Origin of the sequence: Micromonospora sp. WMMA1947 (genome assembly GCF_027497355.1) — a bacterium.
Classification (GTDB): Bacteria; Actinomycetota; Actinomycetes; order Mycobacteriales; family Micromonosporaceae; genus Micromonospora.
In genome coordinates this window covers 2,219,285-2,245,554 of record NZ_CP114909.1, presented here as the reverse complement: position 1 = coordinate 2,245,554, position 26,270 = coordinate 2,219,285, and the positions used below count along the sequence as shown (strand labels likewise).

Here is a 26,270-nt window from a genome sequence, read left to right as displayed (position 1 = left end):
TCAGCCCTTCGGACGCTTCAGGTACGCGACGAGCTGCTCCGGGTTCGGGCCGGGGACCACGGAGACCAGTTCCCAGCCGTCCTCGCCCCAGTTGTCGAGGATCTGCTTGGTCGCGTGGACCAGCAGCGGCACCGTGGCGTATTCCCACTTCTGCATCGGAGGAGGGCTCCCTTGCCTGACTTGGACTTCGGTCAGGCACAGCCTACGGTCCGCCGCCGTCACCAGGACGCGGGACGCGGCTCCGGCGCCGGCGGCGGCTCGCCGCAGGGCCCCTCGTGCTCGAAGCGCTGCGGACACCGGCTGCGGTCGGGCAGCAGCAGGTCGCAGAAGACCCGGTGCCTGTTGTTCTGGTCGTCGGCGGTGGAGACGGTCGTCTCGCCCGCGTCCAGCTCCACCAGGAAGCCCAGCGAGGTGGCCACGGTGCCGGCGAGCGCGGTGGCCGCCGCCAGGTCGGGCACCCGGACCTGGAGGTGGATGACGTAGCCGGGTTCGTCCTCGTCCCGGCCCGTCCCGCCGGAACGGGGAAGCGTCCGGACCACCTCGGCCGGAGGGCCGTAGGACCGCTCGTTGAACGGCGCCCCCGGGCTCTCGGCCTCGCCCGGTCGTCCGACCCGGTCACCGGGGAACTGGGCTCGAGGACTGTTCTCCGCGTCGCGCATCCGTCGCCTCCGGGCGTCGTACCTGTTCACCAACACCGCCATCCGGCTCGGAGCCGTCCCCGGCCCGGCTCTCCGCGTCGGGGACGAACGTAGGTGCTGCGGCAAGTCCCGGCAACGGGACGCGCACGCCTCATCACGTCCAGTCACATTTGCGACACAACCCCGGTCGGGAACGCGGTGGCCGCCTCCGTCCGGCGGGGCGCGTACGCGGGGCTGGCAAGCGCCCCGCCGACCGATACCCTTCCGGACTGGACGCGTGCCGACGCGCGCCCGCACACCTCGACCCGTGCCCGTCGCCTGGGGCGGCGACGGGATCCGCAACCCGGGGGAGACAGATGACCCAACCGCCCGCCGGTGGGGACACCGGCACGTCCGGCGACCCGAATCCGCAACCACCACCGCCCACGGGCGGCGTGCCGCCGGGACCCGCACCCGCAGCCGGTCCGCCGGCGTATCCGTCCGACACACCGCCGCGCAAGCGACCGGCGGTCCTGATCGCCTCGCTGGTCCTGGCCGCCGCGGTCCTGCTCTGCGGCGGTGGGGGCACGGCCGCCTTCCTCGCGCTGCGCGACAGCGAGGACGGCCAGGGCGCGAAGGAGCCGCAGGTAGCTGTGGACGGCTTCCTCAAGGCCGTCTACCAGGAGCGCGACCCCGGTAAGGCGGCCACGTTCGTCTGCTCCGCGGCCCGCGACGACGAGAAGATCGCCACCAAGGTCGCCGAGGTGCAGAAGTACGTCGGGCAGTACCAGAACCCCCGGTTCCGCTGGCCCACACCGACCGTCGACAACCAGACCGGGGACCGGGCCACCGTCTCCGCCCGGGTGACCATGACCACCGCCGACGAGAAGGTCGCCGAGCAGGCGCTGCGCTTCACCGTGGTGCGGAAGACGGGTTGGTGGGTCTGCGAGGTCGGCTGATCCCACCGGCCGGACAGGGCTGATCCCACCGGCCGGACAGGGCTGGTCCCAACGGCTGGTTAGGCTCGACGGGTGGCAGCGAGTGAGCAGCCGGCCGAGTTCGCCGGCAGATGGCCGGCCCGCCTGCATGTGGTGACCGGCAAGGGCGGCACGGGAAAGACGAGCGTGGCCGCCGCGCTGGCCCTCGGCCTGGCCGCCGGGGGCCGGCGCACCCTGCTGGTCGAGGTCGAGGGCCGGCAGGGCATCGCCCAGCTCTTCGGCACCGACCCGCTGCCGTACGAGGAGCGCCACCTCGCCGACGCGCCCGGCGGCGGTGAGGTGCGGGCACTGGCGGTGGACGCCGAGGAGGCCCTCCTCGAATACCTGGACATGTTCTACAAGCTCGGCGCGGCCGGCCGGGCACTGCGCAAGCTCGGCGCGATCGACTTCGCCACCACGATCGCGCCGGGCCTGCGCGACGTGCTGCTCACCGGCAAGGTCAAGGAGGCGACCACCCGGACCAGCGGGTCACGCCGGACGTACGACGCGGTGGTGCTGGACGCGCCGCCGACCGGGCGGATCGGCCGCTTCCTCAACGTCACGGCGGAGACCGCCCGACTGGCGAAGGTCGGCCCGATCAAGACCCAGAGCGAGGGCGTCTCCGCGCTGCTCCGGTCGCCGATGACCGCCGTGCACGTGGTCACGCTGCTGGAGGAGATGCCGGTCCAGGAGACGCTCGACGCGGTCGCGGAGCTGACCCAGCTCGGCTTCCCGGTCGGCCGCGTGATCGTCAACGGCGTCCGCCCACCGGTGCCGGCGGGCCGCGCGGTGACGGCGGCCGAGCTGAAGCGCGGGCTGGCCGCCGCCGGCCTGCCGACCGACGGCCCGACCGTGGCCGGGCTCGTCGAGGAGGCCCGCGACCAGCAGGTACGCCGTGAGCTGGAGGACTCCCTGCGGGGTGACCTGGTGGACCTGGGCCTGCCCCTGGTCGAGCTGCCGCTGCTGCCCGAGGGCGTCGACCGGGCCGGGCTGGAGACGCTCGCCGACGCCCTCGTCCGGGCGGATTGACTCACACCTGCGGCCGGCACGGAGCAGAGAGGCCCTCGGGACCGATACGCTCGATTGGTGCCTTCCGAAGACGCGGCGCCTCCGCTTGACGTCGACCAGATCCTCGCCGACGACGGCGTACGGATCGTGGTCTGCTGCGGGGCGGGCGGCGTGGGCAAGACGACCACCGCCGCGGCGCTGGCGTTGCGGGCGGCCGAGCGGCACGGCCGGCGGACGGTGGTGCTCACCATCGACCCGGCCCGCCGGCTGGCCCAGTCGCTCGGCCTGACCGAGCTGGACAACACACCCCGCCAGGTCAAGGGCATCGACGTCGAGGCCGGCGGCGGCGAACTGCACGCCATGATGCTCGACATGAAGCGCACGTTCGACGACGTGGTGCTCCAGCACACCGACCCGGCGAAGGCCGCGGAGATCTTCGCCAACCCCTTCTACCAGGCCATGAGTTCCACCTTCGCCGGCACGCAGGAATACATGGCGATGGAGAAGCTGGGCCAGCTGCACGCCCGGGGCGAGTGGGACCTGATCGTGGTGGACACGCCGCCGTCGCGGTCTGCGCTCGACTTCCTGGACGCGCCGGCCCGGCTGTCCCGGTTCCTCGACGGCCGGATGCTGCGACTGCTGCTGGCTCCGGCACGCAGCGGCGGCCGGAGCATGTTCAGCCTGGTCACGGCGAGTTTCGGGATGTTCTCCAAGGTGGTGCAGAAGGTGATCGGCGCCCAGCTGCTCACCGACCTGTCCGGCTTCGTCGCCGCCCTCGACTCGATGTTCGGCGGGTTCCGGCAGCGCGCCGAGCAGACGTACCGGATCCTCCAGGCCCGGGAGACGGCGTTCCTGCTGGTCGCGACGCCGGAGCCGGACGCGGTCCGGGAGGCCGCCTACTTCGCGGGCCGGCTGCGTGAGGAGCGGATGCCGCTGGCCGGGCTGGTGCTCAACCGGGTGCACCGGCCGGCGGCGGGCCTGTCCGCGGCGGAGAGCCTGGCCGCCGCGGAGCGGCTGGCCGGCGAGGGTGGGCACGAGGGCACCGTCGAGGTGTTGCGGGCGCACGCCGCGCTGGCCCAGCAGGCGGTACGCGAGGAGCAGGTGGCGGCCCGGTTCACCGAGGCGTTCCCGGCGGTGCCGTCGGTGTCGGTGACGGCGCAGCCCGCCGACGTGCACGACGTCGACGGGCTGCGGACGATCGGCGAGGCGATCAGCCGGAACTGACCGGAGCGGTCAGGTGGCCGTGGTGACCAGGATCTTGTCCTTGCCGGACTTCTCCTTGGCGTTCTTCTTCATGGCCGCCTCGAACATCTTGCGCCAGCTGGTGACCTGCGGGTGACGGCGCAGCAACGCCCGGCGCTCGCGCTCGGTCATGCCACCCCACACGCCGAACTCGATCCGGTTGTCGAGCGCGTCGGCCAGGCACTCGTACCGAACTGGGCAGCTCCGGCAGATCCTCTTCGCCACGTTCTGTTCGGCGCCCTGTACGAACAACGCGTCCGGGTCTCCGTTCTGACACGCCGCCAGTGACGGCCAGTCAGTGATCATGCCCATCTGTACACGTCCCCCCTTGCAGTACCTACCGACTTCGCGCGAGCAGCCCTCGTACATCCCCCCGGTCGTTCGTGCCGGCCTCCCCAGGGCGGCACGAACGACACATGGCTGCGGTCGCCGCCACCATCATGCTGTGTAGTCGCCCGATTACGCAACGTTGTCGGCGAAATCCATCATTCCGGACACTCCCGGCTTCCCGGGCTTTCGCCCCGCGACTACCCCGCCCGTGTACGTGAAAACGCTGCGCCGCTCCCGGAGTTTCGGCCAGACTTCCGCCGGATCTCACGCAACCTCGGACCAGGGCTCGTGCGTTTAGCACAACGAGGCCGGCGCGTGCAGGAAATGGGGAAAGTTCCCCGCGCGCCCGCCGTTCCCTACTCGCGTACCCTGTCGAGGTGACCTGGATGCGGAAACGTGACCACAACGTGCTGACCAACGCCGCATCGCTACTGATCTGCGGCCTGTTGGCCGGAGTGGTGGTCGCTGCGGCGGCCTTCCCCGCGGTGGCGATGACCGGACTGGCCGCGAAGGCCGGCTCGGAGACATTCGGCGCGCTGCCCAAGGAGTTGACAGTCGCCCGGTCTCCGCAGATCACCAGGCTGCTCGCGGCCGACGGCAAGACCGTGCTGGCCACGATGTACGACGAGAACCGCAAGGACGTCAAGCTCAAGGACATCTCGCAGTACATGCAGAAGGCCATCATCGCGGCCGAGGACCACGACTTCTACAAGCACAACGGCGTGGACCTCAACGGTGTCGCCCGGGCGTTCGTCAACAACCAGGCCGCCGGCTCCTCCCGGCAGGGCGCGTCGACACTCACCATGCAGTACGTCCGGCTGGCCATCTCCTACTCGGCCACCCACCCGGCCGACGTGGTCGCCGCCACCGAGGACACCAGCGCCCGCAAGCTGCGCGAGATGAGCCTGGCGCTCCAGATCGACAAGGAGCTCTCCAAGGACGAGATCCTGGAGCGCTACCTGAACATCGCCGCGTTCGGCAACGGCGCGTACGGCATCTGGGCGGCCAGCCAGGTCTACTTCAACAAGCCGCCGAGCAAGCTCGACATCCAGGAGTCGGCGATGCTCGCCGGCATGGTGAAGGCCCCCACCGCGTTCGACCCGACCACCCCCGCGGGCTACCCCGAGGCGGTCGGCCGGCGCGACTACGTCATCGGCAACATGGTGCAGATCGGCGCGATCACCCAGCAGGAGGCGGACGCCGCCAAGAAGATCAAGCTCGTCGTCCAGGGCAAGCGCACCCCGAACGGCTGCACCCAGACCACCACCCGCTCGTGGGGCTTCTTCTGCGACTACCTCTACCGCTGGTGGCTGCAGCAGGAGACGTTCGGCGCCACCTCGTACGACCGTGAGCGGCGGCTCAAGAGCGGCGGCTACACCATCGTCTCCACGCTCGACGTGCAGGCGCAGAAGGCCGCCGACAAGGCCGTCCGCAAGAACCTGGGCGAGAAGAGCAAGGCGGCCCGGATGGTGGCCGCGGTCGAGCCCGGCACCGGCCGGGTCCGCGCCGTCGCGGTGAACCGCAACTTCAAGCTCGACGACCCGGACGACCCGCAGAACAAGATTTCCAGCGACCCGAAGAAGGCCCAGAAGAAGATCCGGGGCAACTACCCCAACACGGTGAACCCGCTGATCACCGGTGGCCCCGGCATCGCCGGCTACCAGGCCGGCTCGACCTTCAAGATCTTCACGCTGGTGGCCGCGCTGGAGAAGGGCTACCCGCTCAGCTACAGCATCAACGCGCAGCCGGTCTTCAAGTCGGACTACCCGGTCGAGTTCAACTCGCCTGCGGCCTGCCCGGGCACCAACAAGTACTGCCCGAAGAACGCCAACGCCTCGATGGCCGGCCCGCACACCATGTGGAGCGGCTTCGGCTTCTCGGTCAACACGTTCTTCATCGACCTCCAGCAGCGGGTCGGCGCGGAGAACGTGGTGAAGGCGGCGCAGAAGCTCGGCATCTCGTTCCGCTCGTCGGGCGACGCGCAGCTCGCCGCCAACCCGCACCAGTGGGGCGCGTTCAGCCTCGGCGTCTCGCAGACCACGCCGCTGGAGCTGGCGAACGCGTACGCGACGCTCGGCGCCGACGGCAAGTACTGCGAGCCGATCCCGGTGCAGGAGATCCGTGGCCCGGAGGGCGAGAAGCTCGACGTCGCCAACCCGCGCTGCGAGCAGCGGGTCAGCACCGAGGTGGCCCGGGCCGCCGTGGACGCCGCCCGCTGCCCGGTGGGTGACCGCTCCTCCACCTCGAAGTGCGGCACCGCCACCGCCGGCAACGTCCGCGGCATCGTGGACGCGCCGGTGGCCGGCAAGTCCGGCACCACCGACTCGGAGAAGACCTCCTCGCTGGTCGCGATGACCAAGCAGTACGCGGTGGCCGGCATCATGGCCGACCCGGACTGGCCGCAGACCACCCAGAAGATGGGTCACGACACCCCCACCGGCATCAACCCGGCGGTCTACGAGACGCTGCGGGACGCCATGAAGGGCAAGGACCGGAAGAACTTCACGCCACCCAGCGGCAAGATCGTCATGGGTGACCAGCGGTCCATCCCGGATGTGAAGTGCGCGTCCGTCGAGAGCGCGAAGTCCCGGCTGAAGGGTGCCGGCTTCGACCCGGTGGTCTCCAGCAACAAGGTGCCGTCGGAGTGCCCGGCGGGTACCGCCGCCGGCACCAGCCCGAACGGGCGCACCATCAAGGGTGGCGTGGTGATGATCGAGGTCAGCTCCGGCCAGGGCACCCCGGAGCAGGGCGGCACCGCGACACCGGACCGGCCGGGTGGGCCGGGCGGGGGTAACGGCAGACCGGGACGACCGGGGAACTGACCCCGGACAGCAGACAGCGACGGCCACCTCCCACGGGAGGTGGCCGTCGTTGTCTCCGCGCTACGGAAGGCGCCGGTCAGAGACCGAGCTGCCGGCGTACCTCGGCGGCCACCCGGCCACCCTCGGCCCGGCCGGCCACCGCGGCCTGGGCCGCCTTCATGGCCGGGCCCATCTGCGCCTTGCCGGTGAAGCCGCCCGCGGCCAGCGCCCCCGAGACCAGCTCGGCCAGCTCGTCGTCGGAGAGCTGCTTGGGCAGGTAGCGCTCCAGCACCTCGCCCTCGGCGGTCTCCTTGCCGGCCTGCTCGGCGCGCCCGGCGTCGGCGAACGCCACTGCCGCCTCGCGGCGCTTCTTGGCCTCCTTGGTCAGCACGGCGAGCACCTCGTCGTCGCTGAGCTCGCGCTTTTCCCGGCCGGCGACCTCGGCGGTGCCCACGGCGGCCAGGGCCATCCGCAGCGTGGAGGTGGTCAGCTCGTCGCGCGCCTTGAGTGCGGCGCGCATGTCGGCGGTGAGACGGTCCTTCAGCGTGCTCATGGACGGTGAAACTACCCTGAACGCCATGCGAAAGCGCACACTATTCCGGCTCGCGGCCGGAACCGTCGCCGTCGGCGCGGCCACCCTGGCGTACGCGTCGCTCATCGAGCGCAACATGTTCACACTCCGCCGGTACGACGTACCGGTGCTCCCGACCGACGCCGAACCGCTGCGGGTGCTGCACCTGACCGACCTGCACATGATGCCCGACCAGCGACGCAAGCAGGACTGGGTGGCCTCGCTGGCCGCGCTCGACCCCGACCTGGTCGTGGTCACCGGGGACAACATGGCGCACCCGGAGTCGGTGCCGGGCGTGCTGCGCGCCCTGCAACCACTGCTCGACCTGCCCGGCGCGTTCGTCTTCGGCTCCAACGACTACACCGGGCCGGTCTTCAAGAACCCCTTCACCTACTTCCTGCCCGACCGGGAGTACACCGACGGCGTGCCGCTGCCGTACGAGGAACTGCGCGACATCCTCACCGGGGCCGGCTGGGCCGACCTGAACAACGCCCGCACCACGCTCAAGGCCGGTGGGCGGGAGATCGAGCTGGTCGGCGTGGACGACCCGCACATCGAACGGGACGACTACGACGCCGTGGCCGGCCCGGTCAGCGCCGACGCGGCGCTGTCGATCGCGGTGTCCCACTCCCCCGAGCCCGTGGTGCTGGACCGGATGGCCGCCGACGGCTTCGGCCTGATGCTGGCCGGGCACACCCACGGCGGCCAGGTCTGCGTGCCCGGGTACGGCGCGCTGGTCACCAACTGCGGCCTGCCCCGGTCGATGGCGCGCGGGCTGCACCGGTGGCCCGGCTCGGATTCCTGGCTGCACGTCTCCGCCGGCCTCGGCACCCATCCCACCGCCCCGATCCGCTTCGCCTGCCCGCCCGAGGCGAGCATCCTGACCCTGATCCCCCGCTGACCTCCCGGCAGATCTTGGTACGCGGCCGCCCCTCGGAGGGCCGTTTCGTACCAAGATCTGCCGGGTGCGCGGGGCGGGGGGTACCGAGTTTGACCGAGCGGGCGGGTGGGCTACTATTTGTCGGCACGCCTCGGGGTGTGGCGCAGCTTGGTAGCGCGCTTCGTTCGGGACGAAGAGGTCGTCGGTTCGAATCCGGCCACCCCGACCAGAGGTAAGAGGGCACATCCGATCGATCGGATGTGCCCTCTTGTGCATTCCCAGGAGGGCAGGTCTGTCGTCTGGGTTCAAAGCTTCCACGACGAAGGCGGCGCGATGACTGGTCGGCATCATGCGACTGTCAGCCCTGGGCCGCTGTTCGACTGGATCGCCCGGTCCCGGCTGCGCGTCGTCCTGTTCTGCCTGACTGGTGCCGGTCTTGTCGCCGGGGGAATCCTTCAAGCACACCGTACTGACGTCCGTATCCGCCAACTCGTGGCGACCGGCGAACAGGTCCAGGCGGTGACGGAGGGATCCAAGTTCGGCGATCATGCCAGGTATGTGATTCACGGCCGAACCTGGAACGTCCCCTTGGAAAGTGCCTGGGGTAACGGGCCCGGCTACTGGCGGGGTGAGGACGTCACCATCTATGTGTCGCAGAACGACCCGCGGCTCGTCTCGACCAGGGACGGCTATGTGACCAGCAGCGTGCAAACTCACGCCCCGTACCCGCTGATCGGGGCCGGGGTGATCGTCATGCTGCTTGCTGGGCCAGGGCTTGCTACATGGACAGCTCGCACGACTCCGGCCACACCGACCAGGGGCAAGGGGCCAGATCCGAGCATCTGACGTGCCCTCTGTCGTTCCCGGACGACGAGCACCGTCGCAGTAGGATCCCGCCATGCCACGGCCGGTCGTCTTCGACCTCTTCCACACCCTGGTCCACGGCGCCGACGACGAGCGGGACCGGGTGGTCGGCGAGATGGCGCTCATCGTCGGCGTGGAGCCGGCGGCGCTCGTCGACGCGTACCACGCGACCTGGCGGGACCGCCTCGTCCGCTGGAACGCGGAGGAGACCGTCCGCATCCTCGCCGGGCGCCTCGGCGGCGCGGCGACAGATGAGCAGGTGGCCCGCGCCGCCGCGCACCGGCTGGCGCTCGCCCGCCGGGTGCTGGGCCGCGTCTCGGCCGGAACCCTGGACGTGCTCGACGCGCTGCGGGAGCGCGGGCACCGGCTGGCCCTGATCAGCAATGCCACCTCCGAGACCGCCGAGGCGTGGGCGGCCGGCCCACTCGCCCGGCGGTTCGACGTCGCGGTCTTCTCCTGCGAGGTCGGACTGGCCAAGCCGGACCCGGCGATCTACCGCACCGCCGCGCAGCGGCTGGGCGTCGCACCGGGCGACTGCGTGTACGTGGGCGACGGCGCGGACGGCGAACTGGCTGGTGCGGCGGCGGTCGGCATGACGGTGCTCCGGACGACCGAACACCAGGACACCGAGCCCGGCTGGATCGGAACCGTAATCGCGAACCTCGGTCAGGTGCTCGCCCACGTGGAGCAGCCGGCCTCGATCGAATAGATCGACAGGACTGCCCGAAGCCACCCCGCCACGCGCGGTTGCCCCTGCCTCCTGGCAAAGTGTGCGCATGCCGCCGATGATCCGATCCCGCCTGACCGATTGGACCACCGTCGCGCCCCTGGTCGCCGTGCTCGTGCTCGTGATGACCTGGGGACGGGAGCTGCCCGGCCCTCTCATCGCCGTGGTCGCGGCCCTGCTCGCGGCGGCTGTGCTGGCGGCCGTCCACCACGCCGAGGTGGTCGCGCACAAGGTCGGTGAACCGTACGGGTCACTCGTGCTCGCGGTGGCGGTCACCGTGATCGAAGTCGGTCTGATCGTCACGCTGATGATCAGCGGCGGCGACAAGACGCAGGCGCTGGCACGGGACACGGTCTTCGCCGCCGTCATGATCACCTGTAACGGCATTCTCGGCCTGTCGCTGCTGCTCGGCGCGCTGCGCCGGCAGGTGGCGGTGTTCAACCCGGAGGGCACCGGCGGGGCGCTGGCGACGGTGGCCACGCTCGCCACGCTCAGCATGGTGGTGCCGACGTTCACCACGAGCCGGCCGGGTCCGGAGTTCTCCCCGGCCCAGCTCGCCTTCGCGGCGGTCGCCTCGCTGGCCCTCTACCTGCTGTTCGTCATGGTGCAGACCGGCCGGCACCGCGACTACTTCCTCCCGGTCACACAGGAGGGCAGCATCCTCGCCGAGGACAAGACCGGCGACGGGCACGCCGAGCCGCCGTCCACGCGTACTGCCCTGGCCAGCCTGGCTCTGCTCGTGGTGGCGCTGGTCGCGGTGGTGGGCGACGCGAAGACGATCTCCCCGGCGATCGAGACGGCGGTCGGCGCCGCCAACCTGCCGCAGGCCTTCGTCGGCGTGGTCATCGCGCTGCTGGTGCTGCTGCCGGAGACGCTCGCCGCGGCTCGGGCGGCCCGGCGGGACCGGGTGCAGATCAGCCTCAACCTCGCGCTCGGCTCGGCCATGGCAAGCATCGGCCTGACCATCCCGGCCATCGCGATCGCCTCGATCTGGCTGGACGGGCCGCTGGTGCTGGGCCTGGGCGGCACCCAGATGACGCTGCTGGCGCTGACCGCGGTGACGGCGGTGCTCACCGTGGTGCCGGGCCGGGCGACTGTGCTCCAGGGCGGCGTGCACCTGGTGCTGCTCGCCGCGTTCGTCTTCCTGGCCGCCAGCCCGTGAGCCGCCGACCCGCCGCCGGCCCGTGAGCCGCCACGCCGGCCGCCGGCCCGTGAGCCGCCACGCCGGCCACCGGCTCGCGGCCGGGACGTGGGCGCGCGGGCCGGACGGCCGGCAGAACCGTCAGTCCTGCGTCTCCGTGCGCGCCACCTCGGCGAACGCGGCGGTCAGGTACTCGGCGAACGGTCGTCCGGTAACCGCCAGCAGGTCGGCCACCAGCAGCGGGGCGTGCCGGGCGACCGCCGCCGGATCGGGCGGGTTCTCGTCGTCGCCCGGGTCGTAGACGCCGAGCGCGCCGGCCAGCAGCACCAGCAGTACGTGCGGGTCGACGTCGGGCCACCAGGTCGCGGCCGACCGGACGCACTGTTCGAGCACCTGCCGTACGTCGTCGCCGTCGAGTCCGTCCGGGTGCCCCTCCTCCAGCAGCAGCCGGACCACGCCGCCGAGCACCAGCCCGGACCGGTCGGCGGCGGCCAGCCGCTCGACAGCCGGGGCGTACGCCTCGGCGTCGCGGGCCTGCGCGGCGCGCACCGCGTCGGTGGCCGTCTCGGCGATCTCGCGGGCCGGTGCGGGCAGGTGCCGCCAGGTCGTCGTCACCGGGTCAGCATGGCAGAGCACGTGTGCTCGCTCACCTTCCGGCCCGGCGACCGTTGGCGTAAGGGGTAAACGGGTCGCGGTCGTCGTACCCGCCGAACAGAATCCCAGCATGCTGCGCCGCGCCCTGCCCGCCCGTCCCGAAGCCCGCCGGATCCTGCTCGGCACGTTGTTCTCCGCCGTCGGGCGCGGCCTCACCCTGCCGTTCCTGTTCATCTACCTCACCGACGTACGCGGCCTGACCGACACCCGGGCCGGGCTGGTGATCGGCTGGTTCGGCGCGGTCACGCTGGCTCTCTCGCCGCTTGCCGGAACGTTCATCGACCGGTTCGGCGCGCGCCGGGTGGTGCTGCCGTGCCTGGTGATCGAGGCGATCGGCACCGGCTCGCTGGCGCTCGTCGACTCGACCGCCTCGGCGTTCGGCGTGATGACGCTGGTCGCGGTCGGCAGCTCGGCGATCTGGGCCGGGCAGAACACGATCCTCGCCTCGCTCACCGACGACGGCGAGCGGCAGCGCGTCTTCGGGCTCAACTTCGCGCTGCTCAACCTCGGTATCGGCACCGGTGGCCTGATCTCCGGCGCGGTGGTCGACGTGGCCCGTCCGATCACCTTCGAGGTGATCTACCTGCTGGACGCGGTGAGCTACCTGACCCCGGCCCTGATCCTGCTGAGCCTGCCGCACGTCGGGCGCCGGCCGGCCGTGGCAGTCGGCGCGAAGGCCGCCGACCGGAGGACCGGCGGCTACCTCACGGTGCTGCAGGACCGGCCGTTCCGCCGCCTCGTCATCTTCGGCCTGGTGCTCACCACCTGCGGGTACGCGCAGATCGAGGTGGGCTTCGCGGCGTACTCGGTGCGGGTGGTCGAGGTGACGCCCCGGGTGGTGGCGTGGGCGCTGGCCGCGAACACCGTGATGATCGTGCTCTCGCAGCTGCTGGTGATCCGGCGGCTGGAGGGGCGCAGCCGTACCCGCGCTCTGGCCACCGTCGGCGCGGTCTTCGCCGGCGCGTGGCTGGTGCTCGGCGCGGCGGGCGTGGTGGGCAGCGGCAACGCGGTGCTCGCGGCGCTCGGCGTGGTGGCCTGCTCGGCGATCTTCGGGTTCGGCGAGACGATGCTGTCGCCGGTCATGCCCGCCCTGACCAACGCGCTCGCCACCGACGAGCTGCGCGGCCGGTACAACGCGATGAGCTCGATGATCTTCGGGATCAGCGGCGTGGTCGGCCCGGTCACCGCCGGCCCGCTGATCGGCGCGGCGAACGGCCGGGTGTGGGTGGCGGTCGTGGTGGGCGGCTGCCTGGCCGCCTCCCTGCTCGCGCTGTCGCTGCGTCCGCTGCTCACCGCCGCGCAGGACGGCCGGTCGACGGTCGCCGCGACGCCGGCGCCCGAGCCCGCGCGGGCGACCTGACAAGCCGGCGGCCTGCGACGAAGCGGGCCGCCGGACGCGAACGGGCCCCGGAGCTGCGCTCCGGGGCCCGTCGGCGATGCGGTCGGCGGTCAGCCGGCCGCGACCTCGGTGGTGGTGCGGATCCGGTCCAGCGCCGGCGGGGAGACCGGCGACTTCTCGGTCAGGTACGCGGTGAAGGCGTCCAGGTCGATCTGGCCGGTCACCGCGTTGGTGCCGCCGGTCAGGACGCTGAAGCCGTCGCCGCCACCGGCGAGGAAGTTGTTCACGGTGACCCGGTAGGTGGCGGTGTCCGTCACCGGGGTGCCGTTGATGGTGAGGCTGCCCCGGACCACGCGGGTGCCGGCGCACGGCGTACCGGCCGGCGCGGTGGTGCCGTTGACGTCCACGACGTAGTTGACGGTCGAGGACGCGTAGAGCACACGCGCCACAGTGAACTGCTGCTCCAGCATGCAGTAGAGCTGCGCGCCGGTCAGGTCGAGCGTCACCAGGTTGTTGGCGAACGGCTGCACGGTGAACGCCTCGGCGTAGGTGACCGGGCCGGCGTCGAGGTCGGCGCGTACGCCACCGGGGTTCATGAACGCGGCCACCGCGTTCTGCTCGGTGTCGGTCGCGGCGAGCTGCGCGTCGGCGATCAGGTTGCCCAGCGGCGACTCACCGGTCTGGTACGTCGGCTTGCCGTTGACGTCGACCCCGGTCTGGTACAGGTTCTCCTGCGTCTTGGTGATCGCGGCGGTGGTCTCGCCGACCACCCGGTCGGCCACCGGGCCGAGCGCGGTCTTGTACCGGTTGATCAGATCGGTCGAGGGCCGGTCCGGCTCGACGTCCCGGGTGACGACCACGTTGTTGGCGGACGCGCTCACCACGTCGCGGGTACGCGGGTCGATCTTCAGGTCGATCTGGGTGACCAGGCGGCCGAACGAGCTGGCGCTGGTGACCAGCTTGTTGTTGATGTTGCAGTTGTACGCGGCGTGGGTGTGCCCGCTGACGATCACGTCGATGGACGGGTCCATCCGGTTGGCGATGTCGACGATCGGGCCGCTGAACCCGGTGCAGTCGTTGATGCCGCCGCCGTTCTGCACGCCGCCCTCGTGCAGCAGCACGACGATGCTCTTGACGCCGAGCAGGCGCAGGATCTTGGCGTACTTGTTGGCGGTGTCGGCCTCGTCGGTGAACCGCAGGCCGGCGACGCCCTGCTGGCTGACGATGTTCGGGGTGCCCTCCAGGGTCATCCCGATGAAGCCGATCGGCACACCCTTGACGATCTTGATGCCGAACGGCTGCATCAGCGGCAGGCCGGTGGAGGTCTTGAAGGCGTTCGCCGAGAGGTACGAGAACTTGGCGCCCTTGAAGGGGGTGCCGTCGGCGCAGCCGTCCACCGGGTGGCAGCCGCCACGCTGCATGCGCAGCAGCTCGGCCGCGCCCTCGTCGAACTCGTGGTTGCCGACGCTCGCGAACTCCAGCCCGGCGAGGTTCATCTCCTCGATGGTGGGCTCGTCGTGGAACGCGGCGGACAGCAGCGGCGAGGCGCCGATGAGGTCACCGGCGGCGACGGTGACGGTGCCCTTGCCCTGCTTCTTGGCCTCGGCGCGCATCTTCTTCAGGTGGCTGGCCAGGTATTCCGCGCCACCGGCCGGCTGGCCCTCGATGGTGCCGCTGGACCCGCTCGGCGGCTCCAGGTTGCCGTGGAAGTCGTTGATCGCGAGCAACTGGACGTCGACCGGCTTCGGGCGGGCCTCGGCCTGGTCGGGGGTGACGGCGACCGCGGTGAACGCGGTCGCGGCGAGTGCGGCCAGGCCGACGGCGGCCCGGCGTCGCATCCCGGTGACGGACATGGAACTCCTCGTGAGATGCCGGTATGTGGCGTCCGGGCGATGGTGCGCCCGGCGACCCTGGTCCGTGCCGTGACAGGTGTCGATCGCGGAGGGCGGTACTCGGGGGAACGCCGCCCCGCCGGGGTAGCTTCTCATCCACCGGCCGCCAGGTCGAACGGGGCGGCATCAGGAATCGTCGTTGTCTCGGGCGGCCCGTACCGGTCTGCCGGACGAGTCGGACATGACGGTCAGGTGAAATTCCGCGCGGCGCAGGCTCTCGATGCCTGCCGCCGTCGATGGCGCCGGCCCCCAGGGACAGGGAGCCGGCGCCGACGCTCATGTCACGCGCATTTCCTTGCGCTGGCAACCGTCCCTGCCGGAATCACCCCCTGCCGGTCACCCATCGTCGACCGAACGGTCGTTCACATCCGACGGCCCGGTACATCGAGCGAACTGTCCGAACTCGACTCACTGCCGCGCGTGCCGGTCACCGGCACTGCCAGACCACCGGCCACTGCCGCCCGCTCTCGTCGAACGCTGCGCCGTAGATGCGTCCCGCGTCGTCGAAAAGGATCCTCCACAACTGGCGCTCGCCCGTCAGGCTCCTCGGTATCGGCCGCGCCGTCCCGTCCGGTCCGACCAGGAACCAGCCCTGCCGAGGCGTCGAGACGACCAGCCGCCCGTTCCGGTCGGTGACGACGGTGTCGACCCGGTAGGTGTCCAGGCCGAGGAACACCGTGAGCCGGCCCGTCCGGACGTTCCACTGCGCCGGTGACGACTTCTCGGCGCCGACGCCCCAGACGGTTCCGGCCAGCCAGTCGCCCTGCACCGGAGCGTCCCGTCGGAAGTGCCAATCGGGCGCAGCGGGCTGCACCACGGTGCCGCCGCCCGGCCGGGAGATCCGGATGCCCCCCGCTTCCCGGGCGAGCCTCACGGTGTCGATGACCGTGCCGTCGGACGCCCGGCCGAGGAAGTTGCCGACGTGGTCCGCGACGACCCGTGGCGGAGTCTGCGCCGCGGCGTCCCACCGGACCAGGACCGCCTGGTCGTCGCTACCGACGGCGACTCCCAGGATCTCCCCGGCGGCGTCGACCGAGACCGGCTGGACGTCCCGGTAGCCCTCGGGCAGGGGAAGGTTCCGCACCTGCCCGTCGCGGTAGACCCAGGGCACGTCGGGCCGGTTCTCGCCGTCCCAGCGGTTGCCGACGGCCACACCCGCGGAGTTGATCGCGGTCACGGTGGCCTGGAAGGCACGTGACAACTCCACGAGGTTCGCCTTCCCCCGGTCCCAGATCACCAGGTAGGTGCGGAAACCCTTCTTCCGCCAGTCCCCCACCGGGGAGGTCCCCGCGAGGAACCGGCCGCTGGGGTCCACCGCGCCCAGGCTCGGGAAGTACGCGTCGTCAGGCGTGTCGTACTGCTCGGAGGTGCACTCGGCCGGACTCGCGCTCACCCGTACCCGCACCTGGTCCACGGTGGGCACGGCGCGGGTCTCGGTCGGGCCCGGGGACGGCCGGTCGATGACCTCGTCCATGCCTCGGCCGCTGCCCTCCCGGCCCAGCGCCACCGCCGACCCGAGCCCGATCGCGAGCACCGTCGCCGCCGCGAGGGTGACGGTGAGCCGACGACGCCGCTGTTCGGCCCTGCGCGCGGCGACCACCACCGCCGCCGGATCGACCCGGCTCGGCGGCACGTCGACCCGGGCCAGCACCCGGCGGACGACCGCACCCGCCCGATCCTCGTCCCAGGTCATGTCAGCCTCCCGCTCGGTTGTCGGTGCAGGTCTCCAGATCGAGCCGCTTGCGCAGCTTCGCGAGCCCACGAGAGGTGTGGCTCTTGACGTTGCCGGTCGAGCAGTTGAGCAGGCTCGCCACCTCGGCGACGGGAAGGTCGCAGAGGAAGCGCAGGGTCAGCACGGCCCGCTGGGCCGGTGGCAGGCCGGCCAGCAGATCCTCGACGCCGTCGCGTTCCTCGACGTCCGGCGGCGCGGCGGCCGGTCGATCCGGCGCCTGCGGCAGCAGCCGGATCCGGAACCACCCGCGCCGGCGTTCGTCCAGATAGGTGTGGATCAGAATCCGCCGGACGTACGCGTCGGTGTCGTCCGCCGCGGCCGCCCGCCGCCAGTACCGGTAGAGCTTGGTGAGCGTCGTCTGCACGATGTCGTCCGCCAGGTGCGCGTCACCGCAGATCAGGTACGCGGTGCGGTGCAGCACGGGCAGCCGTGCCCGCACGTACGCCACGTACTCGGTCTCGTCCTCGGCCCGCATACCGCTCCTTCCCGGGACCCTACGGCTGCAAGACGGGCCCGGCGGCGACGGCGGTTGCATCAGGACAAATCGCCACCGCCACCCTCAGCCGGCGCCGACCAGCCTCCGCAACGCGGACCGGGTCCACCGCCCGGCGACCCCCGGCCGGCCCGCCAGGTAGCCGACGGTCTGCGCGGCGTCCCAGCCGTGTGCCTCGCGCAGCCCGCGCGCCAACATCCCGAGGTAGATCGGCGCGGGCCGGGTCCACTGCACCTCCACCGCCCGGTGCGGCGCGGTGAACGTGAGCATCGGCAGGCCCTCGTGGACGCCGACGCGCAGCAGCGTCTCGTACCGGCCCGGCCCGAGCGTCGCCCGCCCGGTCTCGACAGCCGTGCGGATCCCGGCCAGGTCGGCCCCGGGCGGCCGGTACATCTCCTGCGCGGCGATGTCCGCGAACTGCTCGACTGTCACCAGGTAGCCGCGCGCTGCCGCCCGGCCCGGCAGCAGCGGGTCGTAGAACGCCATGCCGCCGGTCCAGGCCCGCGACTCCCCGGCGAAGTAGACGCCGCCGTCGATCAGCACCGGAGCCGTCCGGCGCGGTGGCCGGCGGTCCCGGCAGCCGGGGTACGTGCGCAGCCCGCCCGGTGGACACCCGCCACGGAGGTACCAGTCGAGCCGCGCGGCGTACAGGTTCGAGCCGTACGCGACGTACCAGAGCATCGGCGGCGCGGCTCAGAACCAGCAGGTGCGCCCGGCGGCGTGGCTGACCTGGACGGTGTGCGTCACGCAGCCGCCGTCGGCGATCAGGTGCAGCAGGAAGGCGGTCGGCTCGGCGAGGAACCCCGGCTCCTCGTCGTCGGTCATGGCCAGGCCCACCTGGATCCAGGTGCTCGGCGCGGTGGTCAGCACCGTACCGGCGAACGCGCTCGTGACCTGACGGTGCAGGTGACCCGCGGCGACGCGTACGACATGGGGGTGGCGGCCGATCACGGCGGCGAGCGCGTCGGCGTCGGCGAGGCCCATGGCGTCCATGACGGGTGCGCCCACCGCGACCGGCGGATGGTGCAGGCACACGACGGCGGGCGCGTCGGTACGCCCGGCGAGCACCCCGTCGAGCCAGGCGAGCTGCTCGTCGCCGAGGCGTCCGCCGGGACTGCCGGGGGTGAGCGAGTCGAGCACCACGAGTGTCGCGTCCGGCAGGTCGACGTGGTAGTGCGCCGAGAAGCCACCCGCCAGGTAGGGGGTGCCGCCGAACGTGTCGAGCAGCGACTCGCGGTCGTCGTGGTTGCCGGTCACCAGGTGCACCGGCAGCGGGAACGCGCCGACGATCTCGCGCAGGGCGAGGTATTCGTCCGGGCGGCCGTTGGCGGTCAGGTCACCGGTGATCACCACGCAGTCGGGCCGGGGACGCAGCGCGAGCACCGTGCCGAGCGCCCGGTGCAGCCCGGACGCCGGGGCGGCCGCGAGCGGGCCGGTGGTCACGTGCGGGTCGCTGAGCTGGGCGATGAGCATCGGCGGCCTCCTCGGGTCCCGGGCCCTCACGCTATCGCCGCGCGCCCTCCTCGCGCAGGCCCGATTCCGCCCACAGGCGGCGTCCACAGCCTGTGGATAGCACATGTGTACGAAGGTCGGCAGCGGTTGCGCTGAGTACGCTTGATCGCGACCCGACCCCCTCCGAGCAGGAACGACGTGGATCACGAGCGAGTCCTCCGCGACGTCACGGTGCGCCTCCCCACGGCGTCCACCGTCCCGGAGGCATGCCAGTGGACCGTCGCCGCGCTCGCCCGGCACACCCCGGCGACCGCCACCGTCCTGCTCCGCGTCCACGACCGTCTGCGCTGCGTCGCCGCCACCGGCGCCTGGCAGGTGTTCTCGCACGTACCGGCCACCGCCGACGGCGCCCCGCCGGGCCGCCACCGGCCCGAACCCTCGGTGGTGCGACGGGTCTACGCCTCCGGCGTCACCGCCGCGGTCCCCGACGTCGGCGCCGACCCCGACTACCTCGAGGTCCGCCCGGACGTCACCGCGGAACTCTGCGTGCCGGTACGCGACCCGGACGGCCACCCGATCGGCGTGCTCGACCTGCAGTGGAGCGAACAGGTCGTGCTCGCCGCGTGGCGGGAGACCGCCGAGCTGGTGGCCGACCGTCTCGGCGGCCGGATCGCCGCGCTCGGCGGGCCGCCGGCCGAGAGCCGCAGCGAGAAGCTGCTCCGGCACGCCGCCGCGTTCACGGCCGCGCCGACCGACTGGGACCTGATGACCGCCGCGCTCGCCGCGGCCCGGGACGTGTCGGCGCTCTCCGCCGCCGTGCTGGTGCTCACCGGCCGGCGCGGCCCGCGCCTCGGCGCGCCCACCGACACGCCGGGCGAGCTGGAGGCGCGGATCCGGGCCGAACTGGCCGACGCCGGACCGGCAGCGCTCGACCGCATGATCGACCGGGCCCACCGGTACGGCTCGGCGTACACGCTGGGCGAGGCGGGCCACCCGCCCACCGAGGAGTACCTGCCGCTGACCCGGGCCGGCGCGCGCACGCTGGTGGCGGTGCCGGTCGGCGCACCGGCGTCCGGCGGCGTGCTGCTGGTCGCCGACGAGCAACGCCTGCGCCCCGACCCGACCACAGTCAACCTGATCGAGCTGCTCGCCGGGCAGGCGTGGACCTGCCTGGACCGGCTGCGTACGCTCGCCCGGCTCCGCGAGCAGGCCAGCTCCGACCCGCTCACCGGACTGCGGCACACCGGCCCGTTCGGGCAGCGGATCGCCACTGCCACGCCGGGGCGTACCGCGCTGCTGGCGATCGACGTGGACGGGTTCAAGGACGTCAACGACACGTACGGTCACCAGGCCGGCGACCGGCTGCTGGTGGGTCTGGCCCGGGCCCTCGAAGGTGCGCTGCGCCAAGGCGACGAGCTGTACCGGACCGGCGGCGACGAGTTCGTGGCGGTGATCGAGGTCAGCCGCCCGGAGGAGGCGGTCCGGATCGCCGAACGGCTCACCGAGGCGGCCCGCCGTACGGGCCGGACGATCAGCGTCGGCGTGGCCCTGCCGCGACCCGGCGAGTCCCCCGAGCGCACCCTGCACCGAGCCGACCAGGCCCTGTACGCCGTGAAGCGCCACGGCCGAGACGGAGTCCACCTCTCGGCAGCCTGACCCGCCCCCCTCTCCCCGCCTCCCCCCGCCCCCGTCTCCCAGCCCGTCGATCATGAAGTTGGCGGCGACAAATCGGGCGGCGATTGCCGTCAACTTCATGATCGACGGACTCTGGGCGGGCGCGGCGCGGGCGCGGCGCGGGGGCGGGGCTTAGGGGCGGGTCAGCTCCTTGGCGAGGAGTTCGGCGATCTGGGCCGTGTTCAGGGCGGCGCCCTTGCGAAGGTTGTCGCCCGTTACGAAGAGGTCCAGGGCGCGGGGGTCGTCCACCGCGCGGCGGATCCGGCCCACCCACGAGGGGTCGGTGCCGACCGCGTCGATCGGCATCGGGAACTCCCCGGACGCCGGGTCGTCGACCAGGATCACGCCCGGCGCGTTGCGCAGCACCTCGCGGGCGCCCTCGGCGTCCACCTCGGTGGCGAAGACCGCGTGCACGGCGACCGAGTGGCCGGTCACCACCGGCACCCGTACGCAGGTGGCGGACACCTTGAGATCGGGCAGCCCGAGGATCTTGCGCGACTCGTTGCGCAGCTTCATCTCCTCCGACGACCAGCCGCCGTCGGCGAGCGAGCCCGCCCACGGTACGACGTTGAGCGCCAGCGGTGCCGGGAACGGGCCCAGCTCGTCGCCGACGGCCTGGCGCACGTCACCGGCGCGGGAGCCGAGCACCCGGTCGCCGGCGATCTTGCCGAGCTGGAGGTGCAGCGCGTCCACGCCGGCCTGCCCCGCCCCGGAGACCGCCTGGTACGACGCGAGCACCAGCTCGCGCAGGCCGTACTCGCGGTGCAGCGGCGCGACCGCCACGATCATCGCCATCGTGGTGCAGTTGGCGTTGGCAATGATGCCCTTGGGCCGGTTGCGTACCTGCTCGGGGTTGATCTCGGTGACCACCAGCGGCACGTCGCGGTCCATCCGGAACGCGCCGGAGTTGTCCACCACGACCACGCCGCGCGCGGCGGCGACCGGGGCCCACTCCGCCGAGACGTCGTCCGGCACGTCGAACATCGCCACGTCGACGCCGTCGAGCGCGTCGGCGGTGAGCGCCTGGACGGTCAACTCCTCGCCCCGGCACTGCACGCGCCGGCCGGCCGACCGCTCGGAGGCGAGCAGCCGGATCTCGCCCCACACGTTGCGCCGCGAGGAGAGGATCTGGCACATCACCGTGCCGACGGCACCTGTCGCCCCGACCACGGCGAGGGTGGGCAGCGACGCCACGGCGCGTTACCGCCCGGTGCCGGCGTAGACGACGGCTTCGGTGTCACCACCCAGCTCGAAGGCGTCGTGGATGGCCTTGACCGCCTTGTCCAGGTCGGTGTCGCGGCAGACCACGGAGACCCGGATCTCCGACGTGGAGATCATCTCGATGTTCACGCCGGCCGCGCCGAGGGCGGCGAAGAAGCCGGCGGCCACGCCCGGGTGCGAGCGCATGCCCGCGCCGATCAGCGAGACCTTGCCGACGTGGTCGTCGTAGAGCAGGCCCTTGAACTTGACCGTCTCCTGGATCTTGCTGAGCGCGGCCATCGCGGTCGGGCCGTCGGCCTTGGGCAGCGTGAACGAGATGTCGGTGCGGCCGGTGCCCTCGGTGGACACGTTCTGCACGATCATGTCGATGTTGATCTCGGCCCCGGCCACGGTGTCGAAGATCCGCGCGGCGGCGCCGGGCTCGTCGGGCACGCCGACGATCGTGATCTTCGCTTCGCTGCGGTCGTGGGCGACCCCGGTGATCAGTGCCTGTTCCACAGGAAGGTCCTCCATCGATCCGGTGACCATCGTGCCGGTGTTGGTCGAGTATGACGAACGGACGTGGATCGGCAAGCCCGCGCGCCGCGCGTACTCGACGCTGCGCAGGTGCAGCACCTTCGCGCCGCAGGCGGCCAGCTCCAGCATCTCCTCGTAGGTGATCTGCTTGATGTGCCGGGCGTTCGGCACGATGCGCGGATCGGCGGTGAAGATGCCGTCCACGTCGGTGTAGATCTCGCAGACGTCCGCCTCGAGCGCGGCGGCGAGCGCCACGGCGGTGGTGTCCGAGCCGCCACGGCCGAGGGTGGTGACGTCCTTGGTGTCCTGCGAGACGCCCTGGAAGCCGGCGACGATGACCACCGCACCCTCGTCCAGCGCGCCCTTGAGCCGCCCCGGGGTCACGTCGATGATCCGGGCCCGGCCGTGCACCGAGGTGGTGATCACGCCGGCCTGCGAACCGGTGAACGAGCGGGCTTCGTACCCCAGGTTGTGGATGGCCATGGCGAGCAGCGCCATGGAGATCCGCTCCCCGGCGGTGAGCAGCATGTCCAGCTCGCGGCCCGGCGGCAGCGGGCTGACCTGGTTGGCCAGGTCGAGCAGCTCGTCGGTGGTGTCGCCCATCGCGGACACCACCACCACCACGTCGTCGCCGGCCTTGCGCGCGGCCACGATGCGCTCGGCCACCCGCTTGATCCGCTCGGCGTTGGCGACGGAGGACCCGCCGTACTTCTGCACCACGAGTGCCACGACGGTGCACTCCCTCCCAGCGACGACCCTGAGCGTGCCGACGCCGCCGGGTTTCTCGGTCCGGCGGCGCGTGTCAGACCGCCTCAGCCTATCGGGCGGGCCGCGACGCCGGGTCGGGTGATCCCACCATCCGGCCCCGGCGTGGGGCGGCTCACCAGCCCGGCAATACGCGACACGCCAAGCGGTACAGCCGTACGGTGGGCTGTCCGCGACCGTCCCCACGACGCAGAATGAGCCCGTGCACGCTCATCGACGTGCGGCCCGCCTGACCGGCGTGCTCGCGCTCACCCTGCCGGCATTGCTGGCCGCCTGTACCGGCGACCACCCCGACGCGGCGCCCACCGGCACCGCCGACCCGGTCCCGGTGCAGGTCGACGCCGCCCGAGAGGAACTGGCCGGGCTGGCCGCCGCCGCGCAGGACCGGCACCTCACCGCCACGTACGCCTTCGCGCCCGCCGAGGGCACGCCCCGCACCGTGGCGTTCACCAGCGCCAACGACGGCAGCTGGCGGGTCGACGTGCCCGGCTGGGGGCACGCCGGCACGGTGGACGTCTCGCTCGCCGCCACCTCCGACGGGCTGTTTCAGTGCGCGCTGCCCTCGGCCGGCTGGGCACAGGCGGCGACCTGCGTCCGCCTCGGCGACGCCGACGACGCGGTGCCGCGCCGGCTCGACCCCCGGGTGCAGCACCCGTTCACCGACTGGCTGGAGGTGCTGACCGACAGGCGTGCGCCGCTCGCGGTCTCCCCCGCCGAGCCGCTGCCCGGCGTCGACGGCCCCTGCTACACGGTCGACAGCACCTCGGCGTCGCTGAACGCGCCACTGGACGTGGGCATCTACTGCTTTCGGGAGGACGGCACACCGGCCGCGGTACGGGCCGGCTTCGGCACGCTGACGCTGACCGGCGAGCCCGGTGCGGCGCCCGGCAGCGTCGAACTCGCGGGCGCGGTGACCGAGGGCGAACCGGTGGGGCAGGACGCGCCGGCGACGTCGTGACGCCGCACGCTCAGCCGCCCCGCGCCGCGCGGAGCAACGCGGCACCGACCTCGGTGTTGCGGTAGAGCACGTGCCGCCCGGCCCGGGACCGGGTGACGAGACCGGCGGCGTGCAGCGCGGAGAGGTGCTGGGACACGGCACCGGCGGACAGCCCGGTGAGCCGGGCGAGGTCCGTGGTGGTCGTCGCCGCGTCGAGCAGGTGCAGCAACGCGGCCCCGGCCGGCACCCACCACCCGGGCGAGCGCGTCGCCGGCCGGTTCGGGTCCGCGTTCCCACAGCGTCCCGACCGCCCGCACCGGGTACGCCCCGGCGGGCATCGAGTCCTCCAGCAGGTTCCACAGCACCCGCCGGTCGGTGAACACACTCGGATTCAGTGCCAGCCCACGCCCTCGCAGATCGAAGTCCCGCTCGAACGGATCGTCGCTCACTACGCGGTCGCCGAGCCAGCGCAGGCTCGGGTGCAACTGCTCGAACAACCGGCCGGCGCCACCCTCGGCGAGTTGGGCCGCCCGGTACGCCACGTCGGCGTCCAGCAGCGCCCGCATGCGCGGCCAGTCGGGGGCGATCGCCTCCTCGTACCAGACCCGGAGCGCCTCGACGAGCTGCGGCAGCAGCCCGGCCGGGTCGGCGAGCAACGCCTGCCCGTACGGGCTCAGCGGACGGCTCGGAACGGTGGCCAGCAGGTCCTGCACCACCACGTCGGGCGGCGTCTCCGCGATCTGGTCGAGCTGGTCCGCCATGTCCGCGTCCGGGCGGGCGGCCGGGGTCAGGAAGTCCGGTAGCCAGCGGCGCGGCCGGGCCAGGTCCGTCAACGGGCGGACCCGATCGGCCACCTCGGGGCGGCGCAGCGTCGCCCGGGCGCGGTCGATCCACGGCAGGTGCACCGCGTAGCGGACCGGCTCGGCCAGCGCCCACATGCTCATCACGGTCTCGTTGGCCGGCGACACCGCGAACCGCACGCCCGCCACGTCGGCCAGGTTGAACCGCAACTCGGACACGCGCACCCCCGGACGCCGGATTCGGCCCAGACTAAAAGGTTCGACCGGAGCGCGGGGGGCACGGTTTGCTCACCGGTCATGGGGGCCAGAGAGAGCATCCGCACCGCCGTCCGTCACGTCGTACCGCCGGCCGGTCTGACCCGCGCCCTGGCCGTGCAGGCCATGGTGTTCGCCGTCGGTCACGGCCTGTTCCAGGCCGGCAGCGCCGTCTTCTTCACCCGGGCGCTCGGGCTGAGTCCGGCCCAGGTGGGTCTCGGCCTCTCCCTCGCCGCCGGGGCGTCCCTGCTCGGCACCGTGCCGCTGGGCGGGCTCACCGACCGGTACGGGCCGCAGCGGGTGTGGATCGTCTGCCTGCTGCTGGACGCGGCGCTGTTCGCCGCGTACCCGTTCGTCGGCGGCTTCGCCGGGTTCCTCGCCGTGGTGATCGCGCTGGCCGTGACGGGCGCGGCGACCGGCGTGGCCCGCCAGGTCTACTCGATAAACGTGCTGCGCCCGGAGGAACGGGTCACCGCGATGGCCTACCAGCGCTCCTCGCTGAACGTCGGCTTCGGGCTCGGCGCGCTGATCAGCGGCCTGGTGCTGGCCGTCGACACGATCTGGGCGTACCGCGGGATGGTCTGGTTCATCACAGTGGTCTTCCTGGTGACCGCCGGCTTCGTGCGCCGGCTGCCCCGGCTGCCGGAGGTGACCCGCACGGCCGAGCCGACGAGCCGGCTGGCGGTGCTGCGGGACCGGCCCTTCATGACCGTCGCGCTGCTGTCCGGGCTGCTCACCGCGCACCAGACGCTCTACCTGACGGTGATGCCGCTGTGGATCCTCACCCGTACCGACGCGCCGAAGACGATCATCGCCGCGCTGGTGCTGCTCAACACCGTGCTGGTCGTGCTGTTCCAGGTGCGGGCCAGCCGGGGCGCGGACACCGCGCCGGGCGCGGCCCGGGCGTCCCGCCGGGGTGCGGTGCTGATCGCCCTGTTCTGCCTGGTGCTGCCGGTCTCCGGCGCGACCCGGGGACCGCTCACCGTGGCGGTGCTGGTGGCCGCCGCGACGGTGCTCATCCTGGCCGAGATGATCGAGTCGGCGGGTACCTGGGGGCTCACCGCCACGCTGCCGCCCGCCGCCCAGCGCGGCGCGTACGTCGGCGCGTTCGGGCTCGGCTCCCAGGTGCAGTTCCTGATCGCGCCGGCCGGGCTGACCGCGCTCGGCGTGAGCACCGGCGGCTGGGGCTGGTACCCGGCTGCGGCGATCTTCACCCTGGTCGGACTGGTGATCGTGCCCGCTGTCGCCCGGGTGGAACGGACACCCCGGCTACCGACAGTCGCGAGATCCACCGGTTCAGTGACACTGGTCCCATAGTCCGGACCAGCCTTCCCACCGCCCGTCCCACCACGTAGGGTGACCTTGTCATGTGGCGCGCGTAC

At 72.3% G+C, this 26,270-nt stretch carries 24 protein-coding genes, 1 tRNA gene and 1 pseudogene; 13 read left to right on the top strand and 13 right to left on the bottom strand.

Annotated features, from left to right (window positions below):
* On the bottom strand, positions 1-156 hold the full coding sequence (locus tag O7604_RS10850) for a DUF4177 domain-containing protein (RefSeq protein ID WP_013289021.1): 156 nt from the start codon (positions 154-156) through the stop codon (positions 1-3).
* 62 nt (positions 157-218) lie between these two features.
* A complete protein-coding gene (locus O7604_RS10845) occupies positions 219-659 on the bottom strand; it encodes a hypothetical protein (RefSeq protein WP_281579944.1) in 441 nt (146 codons plus the stop codon).
* 335 nt (positions 660-994) lie between these two features.
* Between O7604_RS10845 and O7604_RS10840 the strand changes: the two genes are divergently transcribed.
* The 3 genes from O7604_RS10840 to O7604_RS10830 all read left to right on the top strand — a co-directional run bounded on the left by O7604_RS10840 (position 995) and on the right by O7604_RS10830 (position 3,826).
* Complete coding sequence (locus O7604_RS10840; RefSeq protein WP_281579549.1) at positions 995-1,576, top strand: hypothetical protein; 582 nt, start codon at positions 995-997, stop codon at positions 1,574-1,576.
* A gap of 72 nt (positions 1,577-1,648) precedes the next feature.
* On the top strand, positions 1,649-2,623 hold the full coding sequence (locus O7604_RS10835) for an ArsA-related P-loop ATPase (RefSeq protein WP_269703606.1): 975 nt from the start codon (positions 1,649-1,651) through the stop codon (positions 2,621-2,623).
* A gap of 54 nt (positions 2,624-2,677) precedes the next feature.
* A complete protein-coding gene (locus O7604_RS10830) occupies positions 2,678-3,826 on the top strand; it encodes an ArsA-related P-loop ATPase (protein ID WP_269703604.1) in 1,149 nt (382 codons plus the stop codon).
* A gap of 9 nt (positions 3,827-3,835) precedes the next feature.
* On the opposite strand, the gene O7604_RS10825 is transcribed toward O7604_RS10830, so the two are convergent.
* The gene (locus O7604_RS10825; protein WP_269703603.1) at positions 3,836-4,156 is read right to left on the bottom strand and encodes a WhiB family transcriptional regulator; all 321 of its coding nucleotides are present in this window, start codon (positions 4,154-4,156) and stop codon (positions 3,836-3,838) included.
* 404 nt (positions 4,157-4,560) lie between these two features.
* On the opposite strand from O7604_RS10825, the gene O7604_RS10820 reads away from it, so the two are divergent.
* Complete coding sequence (locus O7604_RS10820; RefSeq protein WP_281579548.1) at positions 4,561-6,996, top strand: transglycosylase domain-containing protein; 2,436 nt, start codon at positions 4,561-4,563, stop codon at positions 6,994-6,996.
* Positions 6,997-7,072: 76 nt separating this feature from the next.
* On the opposite strand, the gene O7604_RS10815 is transcribed toward O7604_RS10820, so the two are convergent.
* Positions 7,073-7,528, bottom strand: a complete 456-nt coding sequence (locus O7604_RS10815; protein ID WP_269703601.1) for a GatB/YqeY domain-containing protein — start codon at positions 7,526-7,528, stop codon at positions 7,073-7,075.
* 25 nt (positions 7,529-7,553) lie between these two features.
* On the opposite strand from O7604_RS10815, the gene O7604_RS10810 reads away from it, so the two are divergent.
* From O7604_RS10810 to O7604_RS10790, 5 genes are all read left to right on the top strand, one after another.
* A complete protein-coding gene (locus O7604_RS10810; protein ID WP_281579547.1) occupies positions 7,554-8,447 on the top strand; it encodes a metallophosphoesterase in 894 nt (297 codons plus the stop codon).
* Between the two features lie 131 nt (positions 8,448-8,578).
* A tRNA-Pro gene (locus O7604_RS10805) sits at positions 8,579-8,655 on the top strand.
* Positions 8,656-8,696: 41 nt separating this feature from the next.
* Positions 8,697-9,272 (top strand): hypothetical protein, encoded by a 576-nt coding sequence (locus O7604_RS10800; RefSeq protein ID WP_281579546.1) that lies wholly within the window; start codon positions 8,697-8,699, stop codon positions 9,270-9,272.
* Between the two features lie 52 nt (positions 9,273-9,324).
* The gene (locus O7604_RS10795) at positions 9,325-9,999 is read left to right on the top strand and encodes an HAD family hydrolase (RefSeq protein ID WP_269703598.1); all 675 of its coding nucleotides are present in this window, start codon (positions 9,325-9,327) and stop codon (positions 9,997-9,999) included.
* A 76-nt stretch (positions 10,000-10,075) separates the two neighbouring features.
* Complete coding sequence (locus O7604_RS10790; protein ID WP_281579545.1) at positions 10,076-11,179, top strand: ionic transporter y4hA; 1,104 nt, start codon at positions 10,076-10,078, stop codon at positions 11,177-11,179.
* Between the two features lie 120 nt (positions 11,180-11,299).
* Here the strand turns inward: O7604_RS10790 and O7604_RS10785 are convergent, their stop codons facing one another.
* Positions 11,300-11,773, bottom strand: a complete 474-nt coding sequence (locus O7604_RS10785; RefSeq protein WP_281579544.1) for a hypothetical protein — start codon at positions 11,771-11,773, stop codon at positions 11,300-11,302.
* Positions 11,774-11,882: 109 nt separating this feature from the next.
* Between O7604_RS10785 and O7604_RS10780 the strand changes: the two genes are divergently transcribed.
* Positions 11,883-13,172: an MFS transporter gene (locus tag O7604_RS10780; protein WP_281579543.1), complete on the top strand. Its 1,290-nt coding sequence runs from the start codon at positions 11,883-11,885 to the stop codon at positions 13,170-13,172.
* Positions 13,173-13,261: 89 nt separating this feature from the next.
* On the opposite strand, the gene O7604_RS10775 is transcribed toward O7604_RS10780, so the two are convergent.
* The 5 genes from O7604_RS10775 to O7604_RS10755 form a co-directional block, all read right to left on the bottom strand.
* Positions 13,262-15,004, bottom strand: a complete 1,743-nt coding sequence (locus O7604_RS10775; protein WP_281579542.1) for a bifunctional metallophosphatase/5'-nucleotidase — start codon at positions 15,002-15,004, stop codon at positions 13,262-13,264.
* A 466-nt stretch (positions 15,005-15,470) separates the two neighbouring features.
* Positions 15,471-16,736 carry a hypothetical protein gene (locus O7604_RS10770; RefSeq protein ID WP_281579541.1) on the bottom strand — a complete coding sequence of 422 codons (1,266 nt, stop codon included), beginning with the start codon at positions 16,734-16,736 and terminating at the stop codon, positions 15,471-15,473.
* Between the two features lies 1 nt (position 16,737).
* A complete protein-coding gene (locus tag O7604_RS10765; protein ID WP_281579540.1) occupies positions 16,738-17,250 on the bottom strand; it encodes a SigE family RNA polymerase sigma factor in 513 nt (170 codons plus the stop codon).
* An 84-nt stretch (positions 17,251-17,334) separates the two neighbouring features.
* Positions 17,335-17,949: a histone deacetylase gene (locus tag O7604_RS10760; RefSeq protein ID WP_269703590.1), complete on the bottom strand. Its 615-nt coding sequence runs from the start codon at positions 17,947-17,949 to the stop codon at positions 17,335-17,337.
* A gap of 12 nt (positions 17,950-17,961) precedes the next feature.
* A complete protein-coding gene (locus O7604_RS10755; protein ID WP_269703589.1) occupies positions 17,962-18,741 on the bottom strand; it encodes a phosphodiesterase in 780 nt (259 codons plus the stop codon).
* A 177-nt stretch (positions 18,742-18,918) separates the two neighbouring features.
* Between O7604_RS10755 and O7604_RS10750 the strand changes: the two genes are divergently transcribed.
* The gene (locus O7604_RS10750; RefSeq protein ID WP_281579539.1) at positions 18,919-20,376 is read left to right on the top strand and encodes a diguanylate cyclase; all 1,458 of its coding nucleotides are present in this window, start codon (positions 18,919-18,921) and stop codon (positions 20,374-20,376) included.
* Between the two features lie 150 nt (positions 20,377-20,526).
* Here the strand turns inward: O7604_RS10750 and O7604_RS10745 are convergent, their stop codons facing one another.
* Both O7604_RS10745 and O7604_RS10740 read right to left on the bottom strand, forming a co-directional pair.
* Positions 20,527-21,588, bottom strand: a complete 1,062-nt coding sequence (locus tag O7604_RS10745; protein ID WP_269703587.1) for an aspartate-semialdehyde dehydrogenase — start codon at positions 21,586-21,588, stop codon at positions 20,527-20,529.
* A 6-nt stretch (positions 21,589-21,594) separates the two neighbouring features.
* The gene (locus O7604_RS10740; RefSeq protein ID WP_269703586.1) at positions 21,595-22,860 is read right to left on the bottom strand and encodes an aspartate kinase; all 1,266 of its coding nucleotides are present in this window, start codon (positions 22,858-22,860) and stop codon (positions 21,595-21,597) included.
* Positions 22,861-23,098: 238 nt separating this feature from the next.
* On the opposite strand from O7604_RS10740, the gene O7604_RS10735 reads away from it, so the two are divergent.
* Entirely contained in the window at positions 23,099-23,854 is a 756-nt protein-coding gene (locus tag O7604_RS10735) for a hypothetical protein (RefSeq protein ID WP_269703585.1), read from the top strand.
* 683 nt (positions 23,855-24,537) lie between these two features.
* Here the strand turns inward: O7604_RS10735 and O7604_RS10730 are convergent.
* Positions 24,538-24,813 (bottom strand): annotated as a pseudogene (locus O7604_RS10730) (DUF5937 family protein); the annotation flags it as partial.
* 117 nt (positions 24,814-24,930) lie between these two features.
* Here O7604_RS10730 and O7604_RS10725 point away from each other — a divergent pair.
* Positions 24,931-26,205: an MFS transporter gene (locus tag O7604_RS10725; protein ID WP_269703583.1), complete on the top strand. Its 1,275-nt coding sequence runs from the start codon at positions 24,931-24,933 to the stop codon at positions 26,203-26,205.
* Positions 26,206-26,270 lie beyond the last annotated feature (65 nt).

Excerpts from the sequence above, each read along its gene's own strand:
- O7604_RS10775 (WP_281579542.1), bottom strand. The coding sequence starts at position 15,004 with ATGTCCGTCACCGGGATGCGACGCCGGGCCGCCGTCGGCCTGGCCGCA.
- O7604_RS10795 (WP_269703598.1), top strand. The coding sequence starts at position 9,325 with ATGCCACGGCCGGTCGTCTTCGACCTCTTCCACACCCTGGTCCACGGC.
- O7604_RS10820 (WP_281579548.1), top strand. The coding sequence starts at position 4,561 with ATGCGGAAACGTGACCACAACGTGCTGACCAACGCCGCATCGCTACTG.
- O7604_RS10850 (WP_013289021.1), bottom strand. The coding sequence starts at position 156 with ATGCAGAAGTGGGAATACGCCACGGTGCCGCTGCTGGTCCACGCGACC.
- O7604_RS10755 (WP_269703589.1), bottom strand. The coding sequence starts at position 18,741 with ATGCTCATCGCCCAGCTCAGCGACCCGCACGTGACCACCGGCCCGCTC.
- O7604_RS10770 (WP_281579541.1), bottom strand. The coding sequence starts at position 16,736 with ATGACCTGGGACGAGGATCGGGCGGGTGCGGTCGTCCGCCGGGTGCTG.
- O7604_RS10840 (WP_281579549.1), top strand. The coding sequence starts at position 995 with ATGACCCAACCGCCCGCCGGTGGGGACACCGGCACGTCCGGCGACCCG.
- O7604_RS10760 (WP_269703590.1), bottom strand. The coding sequence starts at position 17,949 with ATGCTCTGGTACGTCGCGTACGGCTCGAACCTGTACGCCGCGCGGCTC.
- O7604_RS10810 (WP_281579547.1), top strand. The coding sequence starts at position 7,554 with ATGCGAAAGCGCACACTATTCCGGCTCGCGGCCGGAACCGTCGCCGTC.
- O7604_RS10780 (WP_281579543.1), top strand. The coding sequence starts at position 11,883 with ATGCTGCGCCGCGCCCTGCCCGCCCGTCCCGAAGCCCGCCGGATCCTG.
- O7604_RS10790 (WP_281579545.1), top strand. The coding sequence starts at position 10,076 with ATGATCCGATCCCGCCTGACCGATTGGACCACCGTCGCGCCCCTGGTC.
- O7604_RS10725 (WP_269703583.1), top strand. The coding sequence starts at position 24,931 with ATGGGGGCCAGAGAGAGCATCCGCACCGCCGTCCGTCACGTCGTACCG.
- O7604_RS10825 (WP_269703603.1), bottom strand. The coding sequence starts at position 4,156 with ATGGGCATGATCACTGACTGGCCGTCACTGGCGGCGTGTCAGAACGGA.
- O7604_RS10845 (WP_281579944.1), bottom strand. The coding sequence starts at position 659 with ATGCGCGACGCGGAGAACAGTCCTCGAGCCCAGTTCCCCGGTGACCGG.
- O7604_RS10815 (WP_269703601.1), bottom strand. The coding sequence starts at position 7,528 with ATGAGCACGCTGAAGGACCGTCTCACCGCCGACATGCGCGCCGCACTC.
- O7604_RS10765 (WP_281579540.1), bottom strand. The coding sequence starts at position 17,250 with ATGCGGGCCGAGGACGAGACCGAGTACGTGGCGTACGTGCGGGCACGG.